This window comes from Actinoplanes utahensis (genome assembly GCF_016862455.1).
GTDB lineage: Bacteria > Actinomycetota > Actinomycetes > Mycobacteriales > Micromonosporaceae > Actinoplanes > Actinoplanes utahensis.
Map to the genome: position 1 here is coordinate 101,915 of NZ_BOMZ01000044.1, position 22,606 is coordinate 124,520.

Annotated in this window: 23 protein-coding genes and 1 pseudogene; 7 read left to right on the forward strand and 17 right to left on the reverse strand. The window is 71.6% G+C overall.

Annotated features, from left to right (window positions below; genetic code table 11):
• The first annotated feature begins 2 nt into the window (after window positions 1-2).
• Genes Aut01nite_RS16690 through Aut01nite_RS16700 form a run of 3 tightly spaced genes read left to right on the forward strand, consistent with a single transcriptional unit; the run spans window position 3 to window position 2,636 of the window.
• Window positions 3-878 carry a carbohydrate ABC transporter permease gene (locus Aut01nite_RS16690; RefSeq protein WP_052163115.1) on the forward strand — a complete coding sequence of 292 codons (876 nt, stop codon included), beginning with the start codon at window positions 3-5 and terminating at the stop codon, window positions 876-878.
• Window positions 875-1,678, forward strand: coding sequence for a carbohydrate ABC transporter permease (locus Aut01nite_RS16695; protein WP_043521684.1), 804 nt, complete (start codon window positions 875-877; stop codon window positions 1,676-1,678). The genes Aut01nite_RS16690 and Aut01nite_RS16695 overlap by 4 nt, the downstream gene beginning before the upstream one ends.
• A 28-nt stretch (window positions 1,679-1,706) precedes the next feature.
• Entirely contained in the window at window positions 1,707-2,636 is a 930-nt protein-coding gene (locus Aut01nite_RS16700) for a 1-phosphofructokinase family hexose kinase (protein WP_236642470.1), read from the forward strand.
• A 94-nt stretch (window positions 2,637-2,730) separates the two neighbouring features.
• Here the strand turns inward: Aut01nite_RS16700 and Aut01nite_RS16705 are convergent, their stop codons facing one another.
• Window positions 2,731-2,949 (reverse strand): hypothetical protein, encoded by a 219-nt coding sequence (locus Aut01nite_RS16705; RefSeq protein WP_152628445.1) that lies wholly within the window; start codon window positions 2,947-2,949, stop codon window positions 2,731-2,733.
• A gap of 103 nt (window positions 2,950-3,052) precedes the next feature.
• Here Aut01nite_RS16705 and Aut01nite_RS16710 point away from each other — a divergent pair, with 103 nt between their 5' ends.
• Complete coding sequence (locus Aut01nite_RS16710; RefSeq protein WP_043521679.1) at window positions 3,053-4,504, forward strand: glycosyltransferase family 39 protein; 1,452 nt, start codon at window positions 3,053-3,055, stop codon at window positions 4,502-4,504.
• Here the strand turns inward: Aut01nite_RS16710 and Aut01nite_RS16715 are convergent.
• The 4 genes from Aut01nite_RS16715 to Aut01nite_RS16730 form a co-directional block, all read right to left on the reverse strand.
• A complete protein-coding gene (locus Aut01nite_RS16715; protein WP_236642469.1) occupies window positions 4,494-5,093 on the reverse strand; it encodes a nucleoside/nucleotide kinase family protein in 600 nt (199 codons plus the stop codon). The two genes, Aut01nite_RS16710 and Aut01nite_RS16715, sit on opposite strands and share 11 nt — an antisense overlap.
• A gap of 120 nt (window positions 5,094-5,213) precedes the next feature.
• Window positions 5,214-5,951, reverse strand: coding sequence for an ABC transporter ATP-binding protein (locus Aut01nite_RS16720; protein ID WP_201775412.1), 738 nt, complete (start codon window positions 5,949-5,951; stop codon window positions 5,214-5,216).
• The gene (locus tag Aut01nite_RS16725) at window positions 5,944-6,693 is read right to left on the reverse strand and encodes an ABC transporter permease (RefSeq protein WP_043521676.1); all 750 of its coding nucleotides are present in this window, start codon (window positions 6,691-6,693) and stop codon (window positions 5,944-5,946) included. Before Aut01nite_RS16725 ends, Aut01nite_RS16720 begins: the two co-directional genes overlap by 8 nt.
• Window positions 6,690-7,703 (reverse strand): ABC transporter substrate-binding protein, encoded by a 1,014-nt coding sequence (locus tag Aut01nite_RS16730; RefSeq protein WP_043521675.1) that lies wholly within the window; start codon window positions 7,701-7,703, stop codon window positions 6,690-6,692. Before Aut01nite_RS16730 ends, Aut01nite_RS16725 begins: the two co-directional genes overlap by 4 nt.
• A gap of 255 nt (window positions 7,704-7,958) precedes the next feature.
• On the opposite strand from Aut01nite_RS16730, the gene Aut01nite_RS16735 reads away from it, so the two are divergent.
• The gene (locus tag Aut01nite_RS16735; RefSeq protein WP_161790569.1) at window positions 7,959-8,114 is read left to right on the forward strand and encodes a hypothetical protein; all 156 of its coding nucleotides are present in this window, start codon (window positions 7,959-7,961) and stop codon (window positions 8,112-8,114) included.
• Here the strand turns inward: Aut01nite_RS16735 and Aut01nite_RS16740 are convergent.
• The 3 genes from Aut01nite_RS16740 to Aut01nite_RS16750 form a co-directional block, all read right to left on the reverse strand.
• The gene (locus tag Aut01nite_RS16740) at window positions 8,111-10,369 is read right to left on the reverse strand and encodes an FdhF/YdeP family oxidoreductase (protein WP_043521674.1); all 2,259 of its coding nucleotides are present in this window, start codon (window positions 10,367-10,369) and stop codon (window positions 8,111-8,113) included. The genes Aut01nite_RS16735 and Aut01nite_RS16740 overlap by 4 nt on opposite strands.
• An 86-nt stretch (window positions 10,370-10,455) precedes the next feature.
• On the reverse strand, window positions 10,456-11,658 hold the full coding sequence (locus tag Aut01nite_RS16745; RefSeq protein ID WP_043521672.1) for a DUF1444 domain-containing protein: 1,203 nt from the start codon (window positions 11,656-11,658) through the stop codon (window positions 10,456-10,458).
• Between the two features lie 9 nt (window positions 11,659-11,667).
• On the reverse strand, window positions 11,668-13,665 hold the full coding sequence (locus tag Aut01nite_RS16750; protein WP_052163084.1) for an MDR family MFS transporter: 1,998 nt from the start codon (window positions 13,663-13,665) through the stop codon (window positions 11,668-11,670).
• A 127-nt stretch (window positions 13,666-13,792) separates the two neighbouring features.
• Between Aut01nite_RS16750 and Aut01nite_RS16755 the strand changes: the two genes are divergently transcribed.
• On the forward strand, window positions 13,793-14,803 hold the full coding sequence (locus Aut01nite_RS16755) for an SDR family NAD(P)-dependent oxidoreductase (RefSeq protein WP_043521670.1): 1,011 nt from the start codon (window positions 13,793-13,795) through the stop codon (window positions 14,801-14,803).
• 96 nt (window positions 14,804-14,899) lie between these two features.
• Here the strand turns inward: Aut01nite_RS16755 and Aut01nite_RS16760 are convergent, their stop codons facing one another.
• Window positions 14,900-15,445 (reverse strand): TetR/AcrR family transcriptional regulator, encoded by a 546-nt coding sequence (locus Aut01nite_RS16760; protein ID WP_043521669.1) that lies wholly within the window; start codon window positions 15,443-15,445, stop codon window positions 14,900-14,902.
• Between the two features lie 163 nt (window positions 15,446-15,608).
• Here Aut01nite_RS16760 and Aut01nite_RS16765 point away from each other — a divergent pair, with 163 nt between their 5' ends.
• Window positions 15,609-16,340, forward strand: a complete 732-nt coding sequence (locus tag Aut01nite_RS16765; RefSeq protein WP_152628444.1) for a hypothetical protein — start codon at window positions 15,609-15,611, stop codon at window positions 16,338-16,340.
• A gap of 80 nt (window positions 16,341-16,420) precedes the next feature.
• Here Aut01nite_RS16765 and Aut01nite_RS16770 read toward each other — a convergent pair whose 3' ends face one another.
• The 8 genes and pseudogenes from Aut01nite_RS16770 to Aut01nite_RS16800 all read right to left on the reverse strand — a co-directional run bounded on the left by Aut01nite_RS16770 (window position 16,421) and on the right by Aut01nite_RS16800 (window position 22,590).
• Window positions 16,421-16,717, reverse strand: a complete 297-nt coding sequence (locus Aut01nite_RS16770; RefSeq protein ID WP_043521665.1) for a MoaD/ThiS family protein — start codon at window positions 16,715-16,717, stop codon at window positions 16,421-16,423.
• Window positions 16,714-17,829 carry a WD40/YVTN/BNR-like repeat-containing protein gene (locus Aut01nite_RS16775; protein ID WP_043521664.1) on the reverse strand — a complete coding sequence of 372 codons (1,116 nt, stop codon included), beginning with the start codon at window positions 17,827-17,829 and terminating at the stop codon, window positions 16,714-16,716. Before Aut01nite_RS16775 ends, Aut01nite_RS16770 begins: the two co-directional genes overlap by 4 nt.
• 156 nt (window positions 17,830-17,985) lie before the next feature.
• Window positions 17,986-19,521: a methyl-accepting chemotaxis protein gene (locus tag Aut01nite_RS16780; protein ID WP_043521662.1), complete on the reverse strand. Its 1,536-nt coding sequence runs from the start codon at window positions 19,519-19,521 to the stop codon at window positions 17,986-17,988.
• Between the two features lie 72 nt (window positions 19,522-19,593).
• On the reverse strand, window positions 19,594-20,550 hold the full coding sequence (locus tag Aut01nite_RS16785; RefSeq protein ID WP_052163083.1) for a Ppx/GppA family phosphatase: 957 nt from the start codon (window positions 20,548-20,550) through the stop codon (window positions 19,594-19,596).
• A gap of 29 nt (window positions 20,551-20,579) precedes the next feature.
• Window positions 20,580-21,248 carry a response regulator gene (locus Aut01nite_RS16790; protein WP_043521660.1) on the reverse strand — a complete coding sequence of 223 codons (669 nt, stop codon included), beginning with the start codon at window positions 21,246-21,248 and terminating at the stop codon, window positions 20,580-20,582.
• Complete coding sequence (locus tag Aut01nite_RS44820; RefSeq protein ID WP_373871501.1) at window positions 21,245-21,580, reverse strand: sensor histidine kinase; 336 nt, start codon at window positions 21,578-21,580, stop codon at window positions 21,245-21,247. Before Aut01nite_RS44820 ends, Aut01nite_RS16790 begins: the two co-directional genes overlap by 4 nt.
• Window positions 21,569-22,174 (reverse strand): annotated as a pseudogene (locus tag Aut01nite_RS16795) (histidine kinase); the annotation flags it as partial. The gene Aut01nite_RS44820 and the pseudogene Aut01nite_RS16795, both read right to left, overlap by 12 nt.
• A 143-nt stretch (window positions 22,175-22,317) precedes the next feature.
• The gene (locus Aut01nite_RS16800) at window positions 22,318-22,590 is read right to left on the reverse strand and encodes a helix-turn-helix domain-containing protein (RefSeq protein WP_236642468.1); all 273 of its coding nucleotides are present in this window, start codon (window positions 22,588-22,590) and stop codon (window positions 22,318-22,320) included.
• Window positions 22,591-22,606 lie beyond the last annotated feature (16 nt).

The following is a 22,606-nucleotide window of genomic DNA, read 5'->3' on the forward strand; positions in this document are numbered from 1 at the left end:
TGGTGAGATCTCCCCGGCGGTCGGCGGCGCTGCTGCTGTTCGCGGTTCCGGCGCTGGCCCTGTACGGCGGGTTCTTCCTGCTTCCCGCCGTACAGGGTCTCCGGTACGCGACCACGGACTGGGACGGTTACAGCCCCACCTTCGACGAGGTGGGCCTGTCGAACCTGACCGAGGTGGTGTCCGACGACGACCTGTTCCGCAACGCGCTCACCAACAACCTGAAGTTCCTGCTGGTCGTGGTGGCCGGCCAGACCCTGCTGGCGCTGCTGCTGGCGGTGCTGCTGGCCGCCCGCAGCCGGTCCTCGACGGTGCTGCGGGCGCTGTTCTTCCTGCCGACCGTGCTGTCCTCGGTGTCGGTGGCGTTCATCTGGAAGTTCGTCTACGACCCGAACTTCGGGCCGGCCAACACGCTGCTCGGCGCGGTGGGACTGGATTCGCTGAAAGCGTCGTACCTCGGTGACGACGGCGCCGCGATCTTCTGGGTGGCGGTCGCCCAGATCTGGTTCCACGCCGGGCAGATGATGGTCGTCTACATCGCCGGGATCAACCAGATCCCGGAGGAGCTGTACGACGCGGCCAAGACCGACGGGGCCGGGAAGTGGCAGCAGTTCCGGCACGTCACCTGGCCGATGGTGGCGCCCGCGACGACGCTGGTGATCGCGTACACCACGCTCCAGTCGTTCAAGGCGTTCGACCTGATCCTGGGCCTGGCCGGGAACCCGCCGCGGTCCGGCCTGGACGTGCTCGCCACCCGGATCTACAGCACGTTCGCGAACTCGCAGCTCGGGTACGCCGCCGCCGAGTCGATCGTCTTCATGGTCGCGATCGCCCTGGTCACCTGGCTGCAGAACCGGGCCGGAAAGGTGGCGCACGGATGATCAGAAGAGCCGTACTCGGTGTCTACGCCCTGTTGATCATCGTGCCGCTGGTGGTGATCGCCGGCGGCAGCCTGAAGACGACCCGGGACCTGTTCGCCGACCCGTTCGGGCTTCCCACGAACCCGACGCTCGCCAACTACAGCACCGTGCTCACCGACCAGAACCTGCTGCTGGTGGTCCGCAACAGCGTCACCGTCGTCGCCGTCTCGGTGCCGGTCACCCTGCTGCTCGGCAGCCTCGTCGCGTTCGCGGTGGCCCGGCTGCCGCGGTGGCCGTCCCGGCTGCTGTTCGGGGTGTTCGCGCTCGGCCTGGCGGTGCCCGCCCAGGCGATCATGATCCCGCAGTACGTGCAGTTCGAACGGCTCGGCCTGCGCGACAGCCTGACCGGCCTGATCCTGGTCAACATCGTGGTGACGCTGCCGGTGGCGGTGTTCATCCTGGCCGGGTTCATGCGCACGCTGCCCGGCGAGCTGTACGAGGCGGCCGAGATCGACGGGGCCGGGCCGTGGGCGAGCTTCTGGCGGATCGCGGTGCCGGTGTCGCTGCCCAGCCTGGCCGCCACCGCGATCTTCCTGGTCGTGATGCACTGGAACGATCTGCTCTACCCGCTGCTGTTCATCGACGATCCGGGGAAACGGACCCTGCCCCTGGCCCTCCTCGACTTCCAGGGCGAATACCTCACCGAATACCCGCTGCTGTTCACCGGTGTGGTGGTGGCGTCGTTGCCGATGGTGCTGGCGTACGCGTTCCTGCAGCGCCACTTCGTCGCCGGCATCACCGCGGGGGCCGTCAAGGGTTGAGCCCCTGACCAGCGGGTATGCGCCCGTCATGCCTTCGGTCATGGTCTTCGCGCCGGCGCCTCAGCTCACCGTCACCGTCGAGCGGCAGGGCGGCGGCACCCCCGAAATGCACGTCCACCCCGGCGGGCAGGGCGTCTGGCAGGCCCGGATGTGCGCCGGGCTGGGCGCCGACGTCACCCTCTGCGCGGCGGCGGGCGGCGAGATCGGCGAGGTCCTCACCGCGCTGCTGCGGCACGAGGACATCGAGGTGCGCACGGTCCGCCGGGACGCCGGCAGCGGCTGGTACGTGCACGACCGCCGGGACGGGTCCCGCGACACCGTCGCCGAGTTCCCCGGGGACCCGCTCGGCCGGCACGACCTGGACGAGCTGTACAGCACCGCCCTGGCCGAGGGCCTGCGCGCCGACGTCAGCATCCTGTCCGGCCCGGCCGCGCCGGAGATGGTGCCGGCCGAGGTCTACCGGCGTCTCGCCGCCGACCTGGGTACCCACGGCGGCACGGTGGTCGCCGACCTGTCCGGCGACCACCTGACCGGGGTGCTGGCCGGGGGTGTCGCTTTCCTCAAGGTGAGCCACGAGGAGCTGCTGGACGCCGGCCGGGCCGACGGCGACGGCGACGACGCTCTGGTCGAGGCCGCCCGCACCCTGCACGACGAGGGCGCCGGGTCGGTGCTGATCAGCCGCGCCGACCGGCCCGGGATCGCGCTGCTCGACGGCGAGCCGCTGCTGGTGGAACTGCCGTCGCTGCAGGTGGTGGACCATCGCGGGGCCGGTGACTCGATGACCGCGGGGGTCGCGACGGTTCTGGCCGGCGGCGGCGATCTGCGGGAGGCGGTGTGCACCGGGACGGCCGCGGGCGCGCTGAACGTCACCCGGCACGGGCTCGGCACCGGCCGCCGGGAGGCCATCGTGGAACTCGCCCACCGGGTGCGACTGCGTAGTGTGAGCTCCGGACCCTGAACCTCTGCACGGCCCGCGAAGCGTGGCGGAGTTCACGGCGTGTACGGCCCGAACGCCGTGCACCCGGAACCCGGCACGCCTAGGCTGGGCCGATTCACCGCCCGCCGCCGGAGATCATCATCAGCGCCAGCATCGAAGACACCGATATCGACAACGAGGACGTCAGCGCCGAGGAAACGGCCGCCGGCCCCGCCGACGAGGACGTCAGCGCCGAGGAGACGACCGACGGCCTCGCCGAGGAGGACGTCAGCGCCCCCACCGACGAGGACGTCAGCGCCGAGGAGACGGCCGGCGAGCCCGTCGACGAGGACATCGACCTCACGCTGGAGGCTCCCCGGCCGCCGGAGCCCGCCGCCACCCGCTGGGAGCGCCTCCGGGACCGGATCTGGTCCATCCCCGTCGAGCAGGTGTGGGCGATGGTCCGGGCCGTCCTGGTCACGGTTCCGGCGTTCGCGGTGCCCGGCGTGACGGCCGCGGTGCTCGCCGGATGGGCGCTGGACCGGCCCGCGTTCTGGGCCGACGAGCTGGCCACCCGCGGCGCGATCGCGCTGGACTGGGACCAGCTGTGGCAGCTGTCCGAGTCGGTGGACGCGGTGCTCACGCCGTACTACGTGGTTCTCAAGTTCCTCACCGGGGGCGCCGGCGACGCGGTGGCCCTGCGCCTGCCGTCCCTGATCGCGGTCGTCGCCACCACCCTGGTCGTCGTCGCGCTGGGCCGCCGGGCCGGCGGCGAGACCACCGGGCTGCTGTCCGGCCTGCTGTTCGCCGTGCTTCCGGTCAGTTCGCGCTACGCGCAGGAGGCCCGGCCGTACGCGTTCGTCATGCTCTTCGCCGCCCTCTCCCTGCTGGCTCTGCTCCTGCTGCTGGACCGGCCGACCCTCTGGCGGGCCGTCGGGTACGCCGCCGCGGTCGCCGTCACCGGCCTGTTCCATCCGCTCAGCGCGCTGCTCATGCTGGCCGGCCACGCCGTCATCGGCTGGCGCCGGTGGAAGCTGTGGACGATCGCCGCCGCCGTGGGCAGCCTCACCGCGATCGTCATCAGCGTGCGCGCGGCCGGGCAGGCGGCCCAGGTCTCCTGGATCGACACGGTCGACACCGACACCGTGCGCAGGCTGCCGGAACAGCTGTTCGTCTCCGGTATCGCCGGCGGTCTGGTCCTCGGTCTCGCCGTGGCCGGTCTGCGCCGTGACCGGGTGACGATGGCCCTGGCCGGCGCCGGACTGCTCCCGCCGGCCCTGCTGCTGATCGCCGGCACCGTCGCGCCCGTCTGGGTGGCCCGTTACGCGCTGGTGGCCGTACCCGCGCTGGTGGTCCTCGCCGTCCGCACCGCGGCCCGGACCGGCCGGATCAAGGCGGCGCTGGTGGTGGCGCTGACCGCGTTCCTGGCCTACCCCGCGCAGCTGGACATCCGCCAACCGGACGGGCACTGGCAGGACTCGTCCCGGATCGCCGACGTGATTCTCCCGTACCAGCTGGACGGCGACGTGGTCGTCTTCCCGGACAACCATCCCAGTATCGGGTGGGCGGCCCGGGACATCTACGAGACGTACGTGCCGATGCCGCGGCCGCCGGACGTGCTGGCCATCGCCCCGCAACGCGCCGACGGCCACTTCCTGGCCCGCGAGTGCGACGACGTGGCCGCCTGTCTCGGCGCCCCGCCCCGCATCTGGATCGTCCGCGCCGACACCGCCATCGATCCGCTGCAGGACATGTCCCCGGCCAAGCAGGTGCTGATCCACACCGGTTACCGGGTCAAGTACCGCTGGAACTACCGCCAGCTCAGCGTCATCCTGATGGAGCAGCGCCCACCGAAGACCCCCGCCCGGCCCACGGTCAAGGCCCCGGTCAAACCAGCGGTCAGGCGGTGAGCGCGCCGTTGTCGATGATCAGGTCCGCGGTCTCGCGGACCTGATCGGAGGCGTAGAAGGCGTCCTCCTGACGGGCCCAGCGGGACCAGTGCGGGGCGTAGGTCTGCCCGTCCCGGTCGAGCGCGCGCCGCTTGCGCTCCGGCGTGGGGCATTCGATCCAGACGACCCCGGCGAGGTACGGCCGGAGCACCCGCCCGCCGGACCCCACCCCCTCGACGACCACCCGGTCGCTGTCCGGCACCCGATGTTCGCCGGTGTACTCCCCGGCCGCCCAGTCCCAGCGCCGCCACACGGCGGGACGCCCCGCCGCGAGCGGGACCAGCACCCAGTCGTGCAGCACCCGCACCCCGTCGCGCAGCCCGTCCCACCCCGGGTAGAGATCGTCCATGTGCAGGACCGGCGCACCGAGCCGCTCCCCCACCGCCCGCGCGATCGTCGTCTTCCCCGCACCGGACCGCCCCTCGACCGCGATCACCCGCGGGCGGGCCCCCGGTCGCGGCAGACCCTCCGCCCACGCCACGATCCGCTCGGCGGCCGTCCCGGCCTCCGCACTCGTCCCTCCCGGCGCTCGCGGTTCCGTAGCCGTCACTTCCGCCATCCCCGGCCCGTACCCGTCACTTCCGCCACTCCCGGCCCATACCCATCAGTTCCGCCGGGCTGTCGGTCCACGGGTGGAGGTACCCGAGCGTCACAGGGACGTGGGTGCGGGTCATCGGGGGGCGCCTGTCAGCAGATCGGTGAGACGGCGGCGCAGCTTGACGAATGCGGGGTCGTCGACGACGTCGTCGCGGCGGGGGCGGTCGAAGGGGACGGTGACCTTCTCCAGGATGGTGGCGGGGCGCCGGGAGAAGACGTAGACGGTGTCGGAGAGGAGCAGGGCCTCCTCGATGTTGTGGGTGACGAAGAGGACGGCGCGGCGGTTCGCCTCCCAGATGTCCAGCAGCCAGCGGTGCATCTCGAGGCGGGTCATCGCGTCGAGGGCGCTGAACGGTTCGTCGAGGCACAGCAGCGGCTGGTCGGAGAGCAGCGCACGGAGGAACGCGACGCGCTGTTGCATGCCGCCGGAGAGCTGATGGGGATAGGACCTGGCGAACCCGTCCAGCCCGACCCTGGCAAGCCACTCCCGCGCCTGCATCCGGTCCGCTTTGCCCCGGATTTCTTGGCTCAGTACGACATTGGCCTCGATAGTGCGCCACGGCATGAGGGCCGGCTGCTGCGGCATGTAGCCGATCATCCCTCGGCGGGCCTTCACGCCATTGACGGAGATCTCGCCTTTTGCGGGGGTGAGCAGGCCGCCGATCAGGTGGAAGAGGGTGCTCTTGCCGCTTCCCGAGGGGCCGACGATCGAAACGAACTCCCCCGCTGCCACGGTCAGCGAGATGTCCGAGATGACGGGCAGATCGCCGAAGGAATGGCTGAGATCACGAACGGACAGAGCCTCAGTCACCACGACGCCCCTTGACGGTCAGCTTCTCCAGCAGGACGACCAGGCCGAAGATCACCAGCGCCAGGACGATCACGATCCCGATCGCGACGAACATCCGGTCCGCCCGGAACGCCGACTTCTGGATCATCATGTACTGCCCGATCCCCTTCTCGGCGCCGAGCCACTCGGAGACGATCGCGCCGAACACGCTGTACGTCGCCGCGATCTTCAGCCCGGAGAACATCGTCGGCAGCGCGTGCGGCCACTGCAGCTTGGTGAACAACTGCCGCCGGTTCGCCCCGCTCATCAGCAGGTAGTCGGCGATCAGCGGGTCGCTGCGGCGCAGCCCGTCCAGGGTGGCCACCGCCACCGGGAAGAAGCAGACCAGGATGATCACCACGATCTTCGGGGCCAGCCCGAAGCCGAGCCAGACCACGAGCAGTGGCGCGATCGCGATCACCGGCACGTTCTGGCTGATCACCAGCAGCGGGTAGACGGCGGCGCGGACCACCGGGATCAGGTGCAGCAGAACGGCGACGAGGAGCCCGGTGGCCACGCCGGCGCCGAACCCGTACACCGTCAGCTCCGCCGTGGCCAGAGTGTGGTCGGTGAGCGCCTCGCGCTGCAGCAGCCCGGCCTCCCCGATGTCGGCGGGGCTGGGCAGCAGCCAGGTGTCGACGCCGGAGACGCTGGTGTAGAGCTGCCACCCGGCGATCAGCAGGATCAGCGTGATCGCCGGGGGCAGGACGCGCTTGAGGGTCACGCCGAGGGCAGGAAGTCGTTGGTGTACGCCTTCGTGCCGTCCACCTTCGTGGTGATGACCTTCTGGTCGTACAGCCAGTCGGAGAACCCGGTCCAGATCTCGGCCTTCTGCTCACCCCAGCGGGCGGCGTCGTCCTGGTACTTCGGGCTGAGCCACTCCTGGCTCTTGCGCACGAGCTCGGCGTTCAGGTCGGGAGCGGCCTTGAGCAGGAGGTCCGCGGACTCGGCGTGGTTCTTCGCGGCGTACACGTACCCCTCGGAGACCGCCGCGGTGAACCTCTTGACGAGGTCGGCGTCGCCGGAGATCCGCTTCTCGTTGGTGATCAGGATCGGGGTGTAGAAGTCGAGCGCCTTGTCGTAGTCCTTGACGTACTGGATGTTGACCGGCTCACCGCGCAGCTCGGCCTCGATGCCGGTCCACCCGTAGTAGATCCACTGGAAGTCGATCCCCTTCTTGGTGGCGGCGAAGAAGTCGGCGTCGCCGACGTTGACCGTCTTGACCGCTGCCGCGTCGCCGCCGTCGGCCGCCACGATGGTCTTGAGCAGCGGCGCCTCGATCGGGCCGCCCCAGCCGCCGTACGTCTTCCCCGCGTACTGCGCCGGCCGGGTCAGGTTGCGGTCCTTGGGCGAGGCGAAGCCGGAGGTGTTGTGCTGGACGACCGCGGCGATCGAGACCAGCGGCGCGCCCTCGGCCCGGGCCTGGGTGAGCGACTCCTGCGCGCTGATCGCGAACGGGATCTTGTCGGCGGCGACCAGCGCGGCGGGGTCGGCGTCGCCCGGCTGGACGATCTCCACCTCCAGGCCGCGGGCGGCGAAGAAGCCCTTGGCCTGGGCCACGTAGAGGCCGGTGTGGTTGGTGTTGGGCGTCCAGTCGAGGGCGACCTGGATCTTCGTCAGCCCGGCCGCGCTCTTCTCCTCGGCGCCGCTGTCGCCGCAGGCCGCGGTGGCCAGGGCGAGAGAGGCGGCGGCGAGAGAGGCGAGGGCGCGGCGCCGGGTGATCGCGATATGCATTCGGAGGAACTTTCGGTCGATTCTTCGGTGTTTCCGGCAACGTACGCTCAGCGGTCACCGCTCACCAGGGAGGGGTGACCGGCATTACTCAGTGGCCCTACCTCTCATACTGAATCAGTAGGAAAAGCTGCCCGGCTCGTACCGCCGGTGGCGCCCGATCGCGGTTCATCCGTTTCGTGAGCGACCGGCCTCACCCGGCCGCCACACTGCGGTAGCCGAATCCACAGGTCAGCCACAGGATTCCCGGCCAGGCTCATGCTCCCTCCCGTCCCCTCTCATGCCCAGGAGCCCCGGCGTGAATCCGTCATCCCGGCCTGGTTCCGGATGCGGCCCACCGGGATGCCGGACGAGCTGCTGTGGGCGGTCGGGGTCTCGTACACCGGCAGCCGTGCGAACCCGCCGGTGAACTAACGCCGTTCCAGGCGGACCTGCACCCACTTGGAGGTGGGGGTTCCGCTCTCCTCGGCCTGCGAGTCGAGCGGGACCAGCGGGTTCGTCTCCGGGTAGTAGGCGGCGACGCAGCCCTTCGGGGTGTCGTAGGCGACCAGCCGGAACCGGTCGGCCCGCCGCTCGACCCCGTCGGTCCACTCGGAGACCAGGTCGACCACGTCGCCGTCGGCGAACCCGAGCTCGTCCAGGTCGGCGGCGTTGATGAAGACCACCCGCCGCCCCTGGCTGATCCCCCGGTACCGGTCGTCGAGGCCGTAGACGGTGGTGTTGAACTGGTCGTGGCTGCGCAGCGTCTGCAACACGAGCCGGCCCGGCGGCACCGTCATCACCTCGAGCGGGCTGACCGTGAAGACGGCCCGGCCCTCCCGGGTGGGGAAGGTCCGGGAGTCGCGCGGCGGGTGCGGCATGGTGAACCCGCCGGCCCGGATCTTCGCGGCGTAGTCGTCGCAGCCCGGCACCACCCGCCCGATCCGGTCCCGGATCGTCTCGTAGTCCCCGGCGAACTCCGCCCACGGGATCCCGTACCGGTCGCCGAGCGCCGCCCCGGCGATGCCGCAGACGATGTCGACCTCGGAGCGCAGCAGCGGCCCGGCCGGGTCGGAGCGGCCGCGGGAGGCGTGCACCGCCGACATCGAGTCCTCCACGGTGACCCGCTGCACCCGGCCGCCGGTCAGGTCCTGCTCGGTGCGCCCGAGGGTCGGCAGGATCAGCGCGGTCCGCCCCGCCTCGACGTGGCTGCGGTTGAGCTTGGTGGAGATCTGCACGGTCAGCGCCGCGTTCCGCATCGCGGCGGCGGTCACCTCGGTGTCGGACATCGCGCCGACGAAGTTGCCGCCGAGCGCGACGAACACCTTCGCCCGCCCGTCACGGAACGCCTTGACCGTGTCGACCGCGTCGTGGCCGTGCTCGCGCGGCGGCTCGAACCCGAACTCGTCGCGCAGCCGGTCCAGGAAGGCCGCCGGTGGCTTCTCCCAGATGCCCATGCTCCGGTCGCCCTGCACGTTGGAGTGCCCGCGGACCGGGCACAGTCCCGCGCCGGGTTTGCCGATCATGCCCTGGAGCAGGGCGACGTTGACGAACTCCTTGATCGTGGCGACCGCGTTGCGGTGCTGGGTGATGCCCATCGCCCAGCAGTGCACGATCCGTTTCGACGAGGCCAGCATGTCCGCGGCCGCCTCGATCTCGGCCCAGGTCAGCCCGGTCGCGGCGAGCACCTGATCGCGGTCGATCCGGTCGACGTGCGCGGCCCACGCCTCGAAGCCGACCGTCGACGAGGCGATGAACTCGCGGTCGGCCACGTCCCGGGCCAGCAGCAGGTGGCCGATCGCCTGCCAGAGGGCCAGGTCGCCGTTGGAGCGGATGCGCAGCAGCCGGTCGGCCAGCGCGGTGCCCTTACCGGCCAGGCCGCGCGCCTTCTGCGGGTTGTCGAAGCGGATCAGCCCGGCCTCCGGCAGCGGGTTGATCGCCAGGATCTTCGCGCCGTCCCGCTTGGCGATCTCCAGCGCGGTCAGCATCCGGGGGTGGTTGGTGCCCGGGTTCTGCCCGCTGACCACGATCAGGTCGGCCTGGTGCAGGTCGTCGAGGGTGACCGAGCCCTTGCCGATGCCGATGGTGCGCATCAGGGCGGTGCCGGTCGACTCGTGGCACATGTTCGAGCAGTCCGGGAGGTTGTTGGTGCCGAACGCGCGGGCCAGCAGCTGGTAGACGAACGCGGCCTCGTTGCTGGCCCGCCCGGAGGTGTAGAAGGCCGCCTCGTCCGGGCTGTCCAGGCTCGCCAGAGCGGCACCGACCAGGTCGAACGCCTCCTCCCAGGAGATCGGCTCGTAGTGCGTGCCGCCGTCGCGCCGAACCATCGGGTGGGTGAGCCGGCCCTGCTTCTCCAGCCAGTGGTCGGTGCGCCCGGCGAGGTCGGCGATCGCATGCTCCGCGAAGAACGCGGGCCCGACGGTGTCCCGCTGACCCTCCCAGGCGACCGCCTTCGCCCCGTTCTCGCAGAACTCGGCGGTGTGCCGCCGGCCGGCCGGATCCGGCCAGGCGCAGCTCATGCAGTCGACGCCGTCGTGCTGGTTCAGGGTGCGCAGGTTGCGCACGGTCTTGCGCACACCCATCTTCTGTACGGCGTTGGCGAGGCTCAGCCGCACCGCCTCGAGCCCGGCCGCGTGATCCGCCGGCGGTCCCACCCGCAGACCGGCGTCCTCGTCGTCGAAGGCTGGCATCGGCCCCTCCCCAGGATCGGTGTTCGCCTGCAGTGTCCCCCGCCCACGGTCCACCCTTGCCCGCGGGATCGGCAAGCGATGGAGGCTCAGTCGAGGCTGCGCCGCCGGAGCTCGGCCAGCACCCCGGCGTCCGGCCACGACTCGACCCGGTAACGGGGCGGGGCGAGCAGCGGCTCCGGGCGCAGGCCGGCCTCCTCCTCGGCGACGTGCCACGGCACCCGGAATTCGACGCCGGTTCCGGGGCGGGCGAAGGCGACCGAGTCGGCCCGGGGCAGCAGGCTGCTCACGCCGTCGGTCCAGGTGGCGACGGTCTCGGCCGGGCCGCCGCCGGGTGGCTCGATGGCGACCAGGTTGCCGACGTGCACGTCGACGCCGGCCTTCGTGTACTGCTCGGCGAGCCAGTCGGTCTGGTTGGCGTACTCGGTGAGGGCCAGGACGGCGGCGGCCCGCCGCGCCGCCAGGTGCTCGGGGTGGCCGGGCGGCGGCGTGTACGGCACGGCCCGCCCGTCCGGGCCGGCCACGTACCCGACCGGTGACAGGTAGCGCACCGCCTCGGTGAAGACCTGCTCCACCGCGGCGTACAGCCGGTCGCCGCCACGCTCCGGCAGCGGGGTCAGCAGCAGCGTGTTGTTGTCCGGGGCGAACGCCAGCACCGGGCCGCCCATCCGCTCGCCCACCTCGGCCAGCCAGCCGGGCGCCAGCAGCAGCGAGGTGAAGTAGCCGTCGCCGTCGTCGAGCATGCTGACCATCGGCCCGTCCCGCCACGGCCGTTCCAGGTTGGCGCGGGCGATCGCGGCCAGATTGTCCCGGGCCACCGCGAACACCTCGTCGGCCGGGACGCCCCACTCCTCGATGCGGTCGGGCAGCACGTACGCCATCGCCTCCGGGGTGTCGATGACGATCAGCTCCCGCAGGAACGGCATGGCGGGGCGGGACAGCGGCGGCCGCATCCCGGCCGGGCCGGCCACCCCGAACGTCACCGGGCGCAGGACGGGGCGCAGTTTGGCGCGTACCGTCTCCCAGTCGTCCTCGGGCATCGGCGCCATCAGCCGGATCAGTTTCTCCAGCCGGGCCCGGCGCTCCGCCGGGGAGGCGTCCGCCGTCTCCCGGTAGACGTTGGAGAGGTAGAGGTGGGCGGGGCCGTCCGCGCCGGCCCGATGGATCGCGATGGCGAACTCGTCGGGCCGGTAGTCGGCACGCTCCACGCCGGGGGTGCGCCGGGCCACCTTGAGTGCGAGCTGCGCGAAACGCCGGCGCGGAGAACCGCCGAACCTGTCCAGCAAACCCATTGGTGGACCCTAGCGGGTCATGCCCCCCGGTGCGGACAGCTCTTCGTCCACCAGGCGCCCGGCGATGTTCCCGAGAGCCTGGTCGAGAAGGGCGCGATCGCCCGGATCGGACATGGTGATGTCGTTGAGATGCGCGTCCAGCCACTGGTGCCACGCCGATTTCACCCGTTCGAACTGCTCCTCGCCGGCCGGGGTGAGGTGGACGGTCTGGCCGTCGCGGCCGGCGTACCCGGCTTCGCACAACGCGGTGAAGGCCGGTTCGATGACCTCCGGCGGCATCCGGTGCTGCCGGGCGATGACCGGCAGCTCGGCCCGCCCGCGCGCGATGGTGTGCAGGTGGGTCTGGCCCATCGCCCACGCCTGCGCCGGGTCGAGGTCGGTGCCGGACCGGGACAGCACCCGGTCGAGGACCTCCCGGTCGTGGCCGGACCGACGCATGGTGTCGCTGATCTGCCGTTCGAGGCGGGTCAGCCGGTCGTCGGGAACCGGCGCGGAGAAGCCCTCGCCGACGTCGGTGGCGGCGGCCCGGGCGCTGTCACGCAGCGGAAGCTCCTTGAGGAACCAGGCGATCAGGAAGCCGAGCACGGCGACCGGGACGACCCAGCGGAAGACGTAGGTGACGGCGTCGGCGTACGCCTCGATGATCGGTGCGGCCTGCGCGGCGGTCAGCCGGTGCAGGGCGGACGGGTCGGCCGCCGCCGCCGCCGGTACCCCGGAGGTGGTCAGGGCCGTACCCAGCCCCTCCTCGATCCGGCTGCTGTAGAGGGTGCCGAAGATCGCGGTGCCGAAGGACGAGCCGAGGGTACGGAAGAACGTCACGCCCGAGGTCGCGGTGCCGAGGTCGGCGTACGGCACGGTGTTCTGCACGACGATCGTGAGGACCTGCATCGACAGCCCGATCCCGGCGCCGATCACGAACATGTACAGCGACTGCAGCCCGGCGCTGGTGCCGGGCCCGATGGTGGACATCAGGTACAACCCGGCGGCCAGGACCGCGCTGCCGGCCACCGGGAACATCTTGTACCGCCCGGTCCGGCTGACCACGGTGCCGGAGAACATCGAGGTGACGAAGAGCCCGGCGACCATCGGCAGGGTGCGCACTCCGGAGGCGGTGGCCGTGACGCCGTCCACGTACTGGAGATAGGTCGGCAGGAAGGTCATCGCGCCGAGCATCGCGAACCCGACGATGAAGCTGAGCGTGGAGCAGACCGTGAAGACCGAGTTCTGGAACAGGCGCATCGGCAGCATCGGTTCCGCGGCCCGCCGTTCGACGAGCACGAACGCCACGAATCCGAGGATCGATCCGGCGAACAGCCCGATGATCATCGGTGAGGTCCACGCGTACTCGCCGCCACCCCATTCCAGGGCCAGGATCATGCTGGTGGAGGCCGCGGCGATCAGGCCGATCCCGGCGTAGTCGATGACCGGCCGGGCCGCCGACCGGATCGACGGGATCGCCGTGGCGGCCATGCCGATCACCACGGCCGCGATGGGCACGTTGATGTAGAACGCCCAGCGCCAGCTCAGATGGTCGGTGAACAGGCCGCCGACGGTGGGCCCGACCACGGTGGTGATGCCGAAGACGGCGCCGAGCGCGCCCTGGTAGCGGCCGCGGTCCTTGAGCGGGATGACGTCGGCGATCAGCGCCATCGCGGTGACCATCAGGCCGCCGCCGCCGATCCCCTGCAACGCCCGGGAGCCGACGAGCATCGCCATGTCGTGCGCGACGCCGCACAGCGCCGAGCCCGCCACGAAGACCACCGCGCTGATCTGGAAGACCAGCTTGCGGCCGAAGAGGTCACCGAACTTGCCGGCCAGCACGGTCGCCACCGTCTCGGCGAGCAGATAGGCCGTCACCACCCAGGACATGTGCCCGGCCCCGCCCAGGTCCGCCACGATCGTCGGCAGCGCGGTCGACACGATGGTCTGGTCGAGGGCGGCGAGCAGCATCCCGAGCAGGATCGTGACGAAGACGACGTTGGTCTGCCGCTTGGTCAGCACCTGCATGATCCCGAGTCTGGTTCGCCGGCCGCCGGCGTGTGACGACTATCCGAAAACCCGGGGTGACTCCGGCAGCGGAAGTAAACTAAGTTCACTTCCGCTGCTCATCCCCCGACCCGAAGGGAAATCCCCCATGGCGAACCCGTCGAAGCCGCTGACCGCGAACAGCACGATCGGCGACTGGCTGGACCATCCGGAGGGCGGCCCGGCCCTGGGCGAGCTGCTCGCCGCCGGCGGCGCCGATCCGTCGATGCTGGCCCCGATCCGCACTCTGCCGCTGCGGCAGATGGTCGAGCTCAGCCAGGGCAAGATGCCGCAGGCCGTCGTCGACGAGCTCGTGCTCCGGGTCAACGGCGGGGTCGCCCCGGCCGACTCCGCGGAGAGCGGCTGGACGGAGAAGATCACCGCGGGCCGGTTCAGCGGCAAGACGGTGATCGTCACCGGCGCGGCCTCCGGCATCGGCCGGGCCACCGCCTCCCGCATCGTCCGCGAGGGCGGCCGGGTGATCGGCGTCGACATCACCGCCGAGAAGCTCGAGCAGGCCGAGGCCGACCTGGGCGACTCGTTCGTCGCGGTGGCCGCCGACATCACCAGCGCCGACGACATCGCCCGGATCGTGGCCGCCGCCGGCGACCGGATCGACGGCCTGGCCAACATCGCCGGCGTGGTCGACGACTTCAGCCCGGCCCACGAGACGTCCGACGCGGTCTGGGAGAAGGTCTTCGCGGTCAACGTCGACGGCGTCTTCCGGCTCACCCGGGCGGTCGTCCCGGCCATGCTGTCGGCCGGCCGCGGCGCCATCGTCAACGTCGCCTCCGAGGCCGCGCTGCGCGGCAACGCCGCGGGTGTCGCCTACACCGCCTCCAAGCACGCGGTCGTCGGCATCACCAAGAACACCGCTTTCATGTACGGGCAGAGCGGCATCCGGACCAACGCGGTCGCGCCCGGCGGGGTCGCCACCGGGATGGCGCCGGTCGACCAGAGCGAGTTCGGCCGCTCCAGGACCGGCCCGTTCCTGCAGCTCATTCCGGGGGTGGCGCTGGCCGAGCACCTGGCCGCGTCGATCACCTTCCTGCTCAGCGACGACGGCGTCAACCTGAACGGCGTGGTGCTCCCGTCCGACGGCGGCTGGTCGGTGCAGTAGTCCCCGCGTGTGGGGTCCGGCCGTCATCCACGCCCGGACCCGGCACAACCCGCGCGCGTGGAGTCCGGCCGTCACCCGCGCCCGGGCTCCCCACGCTCACGTGGGGGTGAGGGCCTGCTGGAGCAGCGCGCCGTAACGGGTGATCAGCTCGGGGCGGGAGGCGTGCGCCAGGCCCTCGTCCTCCACCACCCACAACGCGTAGAGCAGGCCGCCGACCACCGTCGCGGCCATCCGGGCCCGGATGTCGGCGTCCGGGCCGGTCAGCCGCCGGCGCACCGGCTCCACGAAGGTCCGCTCGTGGACCGCCTGCAGGCGCCCCTTGATCCGCGGTTCGTTGCTGCCCCGGACCAGGGCCAGGTACACCCCCCGGATGTCGTCGTCGGCCAGCAGCACCTCGATGAACCGCTCGCCGAACTGCTCGAGCGGCACGTCGAACAGCGGCTCGTCGTCGATCGTGAACGACATCGTCTCCAGGAACAGCAGCTCCTTGGTGCCGAAGTGCCGGATCACCAGCGCCGGGTTGATGACCGCCTGAGCGGCGATGTCCCGGACCGAGGTGCGCGCGAAACCCCGCTCCCGGAACAGGCGTGCCGCCGCGACACGGATCTCCTCACGGGTCGCCTCCCCGGAACGCCTGGCCATGCCCACGATCGTAGGCCCCGCCCGATGCCGCCGGATCACGCCCGGCTGGCCCGGAGAGGCCAGAGACCATCCGATCAGCCGACGTTCCGCCGAACGCCGGACCCCATACCGCACGTCGTGCTCAGCTATCCGGGAAACGGCTCACACACCGGAGAGGTTTGAGATGAGGAAAGTGACACGGGGGCTGATCACCGCTTGCGCCGGCCTGGTCGCCGGGGCGACGTTCGGGGCCGGGCCGGCCCTGGCGGGCGGCTCGACGTGGTACCCGCAGGGACACGTGCTCGGCTACTACGGCTCGATGGGCGGCTGTAACTCGTACGCGTCGACGCTGGCCCTGTGGGCCGACGACTTCGACTGCTCCTACCGGCCGCACTGGGTGGCCGCTCAGCCCTACGCGCTGATCGTCCAGCAGCCGGTCACCCTTTCGGTGGCGGTGCCCGTCGTCACGCAGCCGGACTCGGGCGAGGACGAATGGGAGGCGCCCGCCAAGCCGGCACCCGCGGTGAAGGAGCCCGAGCCGGAACCGGCCCCGCCGATGAAGGAGCCGGAGCCCGCGGCCGAACCGGCCACCGTCCAGGTGCGCCCGGCCGTCGAGGAGCCGGTGGTCAAGCCGTACAAGAAGCCGAAGATGACGAAGCTGAAGCCGACAGCGACGAAGCCGCAGAAGCACGTCCGGGCGACCGCCGACGACGACGAGCAGTGCACCACGGTGGTGGCCCACTGCGCCGACGTTCAGACGGTCACGCTGTCCACGCCGGTGGTGCAGCCGATCGTGCGCCCGATCGTGCCGCTGGCCCAGCCGATCGTGCGCCCGATCGTGCCGCTGGCCCAGCCGGTCGTGCCGCTGCGGCCGCTGGCCGTCCCGTTCCACAACGCGTGCGGTCCCTGCTACTGACCGTCGTCTCGATCCGCGGTGGCCGGGTGATCTCCCGGCCACCGCGGATCGGCGCCGTCTCAGCGAGACCGGCGCCCGCCTCAGCCCCCGGCCATCGCGCCGACGACCAGGAACGGCTCCTCGCCCTTGACCACCCGGTCCGGCAGCGGGGCGTCCGGGGACTCGTTGGACAGGTCCTCCTCGCAGGCGAAGAAGCGGACCAGGGCCCGGCGCTCGCCGGTGTTCCGGTCGCGCATGGTGCCGAGCAGCATCGGGAACCGCTGCTCGACCGCGTCCAGCACGTGCCGCTGGGTAACCTCGCCCGGCACGTCGACCCGGACCTCCCCGGTGACCTTCGCGAGAGTGCGCAGATGGGGCGGGAGGACCACCCGGATCACGGCAGCACCTGCGCTTCCACCGAGAGCACCGGCGGCAGGTCGGCGACCAGGGTCTGCCAGGTGTCGCCGCTGTCGGCGGACCCGTACACCTGCCCGGCGCTGGTGCCGAAGTAGACGCCGCACTCCTCGAGGGTGTCCACCGCCATCGCGTCGCGGAGCACGTTGACGTAGCAGTGCTCCTGCGGCAGCCCGGTGGTGAGCGGCTCCCACTCGTCGCCGCCGGTACGGCTGCGGTACACCCGCAGCCTCCCGTCCATCACGTAGTGCAGCTGATCGCTGGTGACCGGCACGACGTAGATCGTCTCCGGCTCGTGGGCGTGCACCGCGATCGGGAATCCGAAGTCGGTCGGCAGGTTCCCGCTGACCTCACGCCAGTTCGCCCCGGCGTCGTCGGTGCGCATGACGTCCCAGTGCTTCTGCATGAACAGCGTGTCCGGCCGGGACGGGTGCATGGCCAGCCGGTGCACGCAGTGACCCACCTCGGCGTCCGGGTCGGGGATGCCCTCGCTCTGCAGGCCGCGGTTGATCGGCTGCCAGGTGACGCCGCCGTCGTCGGTGCGGAACGCCCCGGCCGCCGAGATCGCCACGAAGATGCGGTCCGGGTTCACCGGGTCGAGCAGGATCGTGTGCAGGCACATGCCGCCCGCGCCGGGCTGCCACAGCGGGGCGGAGGTGTGGGTGCGCAGCCCGGTCAGCTCCTCCCACTTCTGCCCGCCGTCGGTGCTCTTGTACAGGGCCGCGTCCTCGGCGCCGGCGTAGACCACGTCGGCCTCGGTCCGGGACGGCTCCAGGTGCCAGATCCGCTTGAACTCCCACGGGCGCGGGGTCCCGTCGTACCACAGGTGCTCGCCGACGTCCCCGGCGTAGGTGAAGTCGTGGTCGACCTGCCGCCAGGTCGCGCCGCCGTCGTCGGACCGCTGGATCAGCTGGCCGAACCAGCCGCTCGACTGGGACACGTAGATCCGGCCGGTGTCGACCGATGAGCCGTTGGCATGGTAGATCTCCCAGCCGGCGAAGTGCGGGCCGTCCACCTTCCAGTCCCGGCGTGCGCCGTCCGCGGTCAGGATGAACAGCCCCTTGCGGGTGCCGACGAGCAATCGGACACCGCTCATGTTCCGCTCCCCTCCATAGGTGTCACGTCCGGCTGGTCGTCAGTGCCGTCTCAGCGCCGCCGAGACGGCACTGACGACCAGCCGGACACATAGACGCATCATGGTGTGCTTAGCGTCACCCTGGGGAGTCTAGGACGGATGTTCGACCGGAAGGGGTCAGCCGGACAGCGCGCGCGCCATCTCCGCCTGTTCGGCGAGCACGTCGTTCATTCGGGCCTGGACCGCGTCCATCTTGCCGATCGTCTCGCTGGTGGTGTGGATGCCGGTCGCCACGGTCTCCGCGCTGGCCTGGATCCCGGCGATCTGCTCGGCGACCTTCTGGGTGGCCTCGGCGGTCTCCCGGGCCAGCTCCTTGACCTCGCCGGCGACCACCGCGAAGCCCTTGCCGGACTCGCCGGCCCGGGCCGCCTCGATGGTGGCGTTCAGCGCCAGCAGGTTCGTCTGCTCGGCGATCGAGGAGATGATCTTGATGACGTCGCCGATCGCGGTGGACGCCTGGCCCAGCGCGGCCACCTCGTCGGTCATCGCCGACGCCCGGGTCACCGCCTGCTCGGCCACCGACGTCGCGTCGTGGCTGGCGCTGCGCAGCCGGTCGACGGTGTGGAGCAGCTCGCGGGCGTTCGCGCTGGCCCGCTCGGTGCCGCGGACCACGTCGAGACGCTGCGACACCAGCTGCTGCACGTTGCGCAGCGCGGCGGCCCGGGACTCGGACAGGTCGATGTACTCGGTGGTGAAGAAGTCCATCGTGCCGACCACCCGGTCCCCGCTCAGGATCGGGAAGCAGACGCCGGAGCGGACCCCGGCCCGCTGCGCCGCGGGCGCCCGCACGCAGTCGGTGATCTCCGCCAGGTCCCGGACGAAGACCAGGTCGCGGGCCCGCCAGGCGCGGCCGGAGAGCCCGACGCCCTCGGCGAACGAGGCGGCCAGGGTGACCCGGCGGAACTCGTCGCCGGCCGAGCCGGACTCGACCGCGAACTTGAGCACGTTCACGTCCGGGTCGATCTCCCAGTACGAGCCGTACGCCCACCCGAACGCGGTGCGCACCGAGTCCAGCGCCGCCCGGATCGTGGTCTGGCTGTCCGAGGCCGCGCCGACCCGGCTGACCACCGTGGTGACGGCCTCCCGGTCGTTGGCCACCTGGCGCAGTTCGGCCGCGGCGACCGCGCTGATCCGGGCCCGGTCGGCGATCCGGATGATGGCCGCGAACTTGTCCTTCCGGGCGTCGTCGGCGAACACCCGGTTCGCCGTGTAGTACTCGAACACGGCGCACACGACGTTGTTCTTGACCACGGGCAGCAGGACCGCCGCGATCATGCCCGACGTGATCGCGTGCTGCTGGCGGCGGCACCCGGTGAGCCGCTCCGGGTCCTCCTCGATGACCGGCGCCCGGCTCCGGACCACCTGCGCCACCAGGCCGCCGTCGGCCGGGTCCGTCCCGAACGCGGACCGCATGGCGGGCACCAGCGTTCCGGTCTCGTGCCGCAGCCGCAGCCGGCCCGACGCGTCCGGCACCCAGACCGCGCCGTATCCGAAGCCGTAGAACCGCGTCGTGCTCTCCACCGTGATTCGCCAGGCGCTGTCCTCGTCGGTGACCGCCTCCAGATCCTGAACGAGTTGCTCCAGAGCCTCCACATCCCGCGGGACGGGACGCACCGCCTCAGGGCTGACCGCCCGGGATCCGAACAGCCGCATACTGGTGTCTCCTTCGCCGAGCGGGAACCGGATACCCTTCCATCGGCGTGTCGCGGCTGATGTTGAGGATCGTCACCGCCACGGCACCCAGGTGGCGTTGACCAGCGGCAGCTGCCGGGACTCCAGCTCGCGCAGCAGGATGCCCTCCCGCAGACCCCACGGGCAGATCCGCAGGCTGGCGATACCGAGCCGGCGCATCACCTCGTGCGCGACGATCGCGCCGGCCAGGATCTGCCGGGCCCGGTGCGGGGACACCCCGGGCAGCCGGGCCCGCTTCGCGCTGGACATCCCGGCCAGCCGCTTGATCCACGGCCGCAGCGCGACCGCCTCCAGCCTGCGCGGGACGAACGGGCCGAGCCGCAGCGGCGCGGCGCCGGTCAGCCGGGCCAGCTGTTGGAAGGTCTTCGACGCGGCCACCGAGGTGCGCGGGTCCTCCCAGGAGGTCCGGGCGGCGACCTCGGCGAACCGGTCCCGCACATGCCGGCGCAGCCGCTTCACCGACCGCGCCGACGGCGGGTCGCCGTCCAGGAACTCGCGGGTCAGCCGGCCCGCGCCGAGCGGCAGCGACATCGCCGACTCGGGCAGCCGGTCCCGGCCGAACGCCACCTCCAGGCAGCCGCCGCCGATGTCCACCATCAGCATCGGGCCGGCCTGCCAGCCCAGCCAGCGCCGCGCCGCCAGGAACGTCAGACGGGCGTCCTCGATGCCGGTGAGCGTGCCCAGGCGTACCCCGGTGGCCTTCTCGACCTGGGTGAGGACCTCCTCGCAATTCGGCGCGTCCCGCACCACCGCCGTGGTGTAGGCGAACATCCGGTCCACCCCGGCCCGGTGCGCCTCCGCCGCGGCCTCGTCCACCGTGGCGATCATCCGCTGCAGGGCGTCGTCGCCGATCGTGCCGTCGGCCGGCAGCCGCTGGGCGAACCGGGGCCGCCGCTCCCAGGTGTGCACCGGCAGCGGCAGACCCGAGTCCGCCTCCGCGACCACCAGATTGACCGTGTTGGACCCGACGTCGAGCACTCCGAGTCGCATGGCGGGCCGTTTACCCCGCATTTCCGCGATCATGGCCGGAACCGATGGCCCATCCCCGGCTCGGTCAGCAGATGGCGCGGCCGGGCCGGGTCCGCCTCCAGCTTGCGGCGCAGACGTGCCATGTACTGCCGTAGATAGTTCGTCTCGGTCTGGTATTGCGGCCCCCACACGTCGTGCAGCAGTTCCCGCTGCGTGATCAACTTCCCGGGATGGCGCAGCAGATGCTCCAGCAGCTGCCACTCGGTCGGGGTGAGCCGGAAGTCGCCGCTGATCGAACGCTCCGCCAGGTTCACCTCGACCGCGCCGACCGTCACCACCGGCGCCTGCTCCCCGGCCGGCTGGACCCGGCGGGTGACCGCCCGGGTCCGGGCCGGCAGCTCGTCCACCCCGAACGGCTTGGTGACGTAGTCGTCGGCCCCGGCGTCCAGGGCGGCGACCTTGTCGGCGCTGCCGGCCCGCCCGGACAGCACGATGATGGGCACCGCCGTCCAGCCGCGCAGGCCCGCGATCACCTCGGCGCCCTCCATGTCCGGCAGGCCCAGGTCCAGCACGACCAGATCGGGATGGTGACCGGCGGCGGCGTGCAGGGCGCCGGCGCCGTCCGGGGCGGTGTCCACCTCGTACCCCCGGGCCCTGAGGTTGATCCGCAGTGCCCGGACGATCTGCGGATCGTCGTCGACGACCAGGACGCGGGTCATCCGGCGGCGCCCGCGGGCAGTGCGACGATCATGGTGAGGCCGCCTCCGGGAGTCTCGTCGGGAGTGAGCGTGCCGCCCATCGCCTCGGTCAGACCGCGCGACAGGGCCAGGCCGAGGCCCACCCCGGTGTGGTTGTCACCGTCGCCGAGCCGCTGGAACGGCAGGAAGACATCCTCCCACCGATCCGCCGGGATCCCCGGACCGTGATCGATCACCCGCAGCTCGACGACCGCGCCGTGACTGCTGCCGGTCACCATCGGCGGGCGGCCCGGCGGACTGTAGCGCAGCGCGTTGGCGATCAGGTTGACCAGCACGCGTTCCAGCTCGCGCAGCGCGGTCGGGTTCCCGGCGCGGAACCAGTTCCCGAGCGCCGCGTCGACCTTCTCCGGCGGGTACACGTTCCCGTGCGCCATCCGCCGCCGCAGCGCCTCCGGCGTCATGTCGACCAGCTCGATCTGCTGCGCCGCCCGCACCATCGCGTCCGGCACGGTCTCCCGCTGCCGCACCCCGGTGATCCGCGCGACGACGTCGTTGACCGACTCCAGATGCTGGATGTTCACCGTGCTCAGCACACTGATCCCGGAATCCAGCAGCACCTGCACGTCCTGCCACCGCTTCGCGTTCGGAGACCCCGGCGCGTTGCTGTGCGCGAACTCGTCGACGACCGCCACCTCGGGCCGCCGCCGCGGCACCGCGTCCAGATCCATCTCGCTGAACGTCACCCCGCGATGGCCCGCCTCCCGCCGCGGCACCACCTCCAGACCGTCGAGCATCGCCGCCGTGTGCTTGCGCCCGTGCGTCTCGACCAGCGCCACCACCACATCGGTGCCGCGCTCGGCACGCCGGCGCGCCTCTTCGAGCATCGCGTACGTCTTACCGACCCCCGGCGCCGCGCCCAGATAGATCCGCAGTTCCCCGCGCGTCACCCTCGCTCGTCCCCCACCCGTCTCCCGCCGGCCCTCACCGGGATTCTTCCGCGCCCACCTCCCCGCCGAGACGCCACGAGAGCGCATTCACACCCCGGCCCCGATTCTTGACGCCCCTCGACACCCGGCCCGCCCGTACCCGATCAGGCGACCGCATCCCCCGCTTCGAAGCCCACCTTCAGCCGCACGTTCAGCGCCGCTGCCAACCGTTCCAGAACCGGCAGGGTCGGAACGGTCCCACCGGCCTCGAACCGGACGACCGCGGACTGCGTCATCCCGGAGGCCGTCGCCAGTTGCGCCTGGCTCCAGCCCCGGCGCTCCCGAAGCTCCCGCACCGACCTGCCGAGCTCAAACGCCAGGCGTGCGGCGTCATACGCCTCCGCCGCGCCCGGCTCGGCCAGCCGCCGCTCCCGCATTGCGGCCCAACCACCA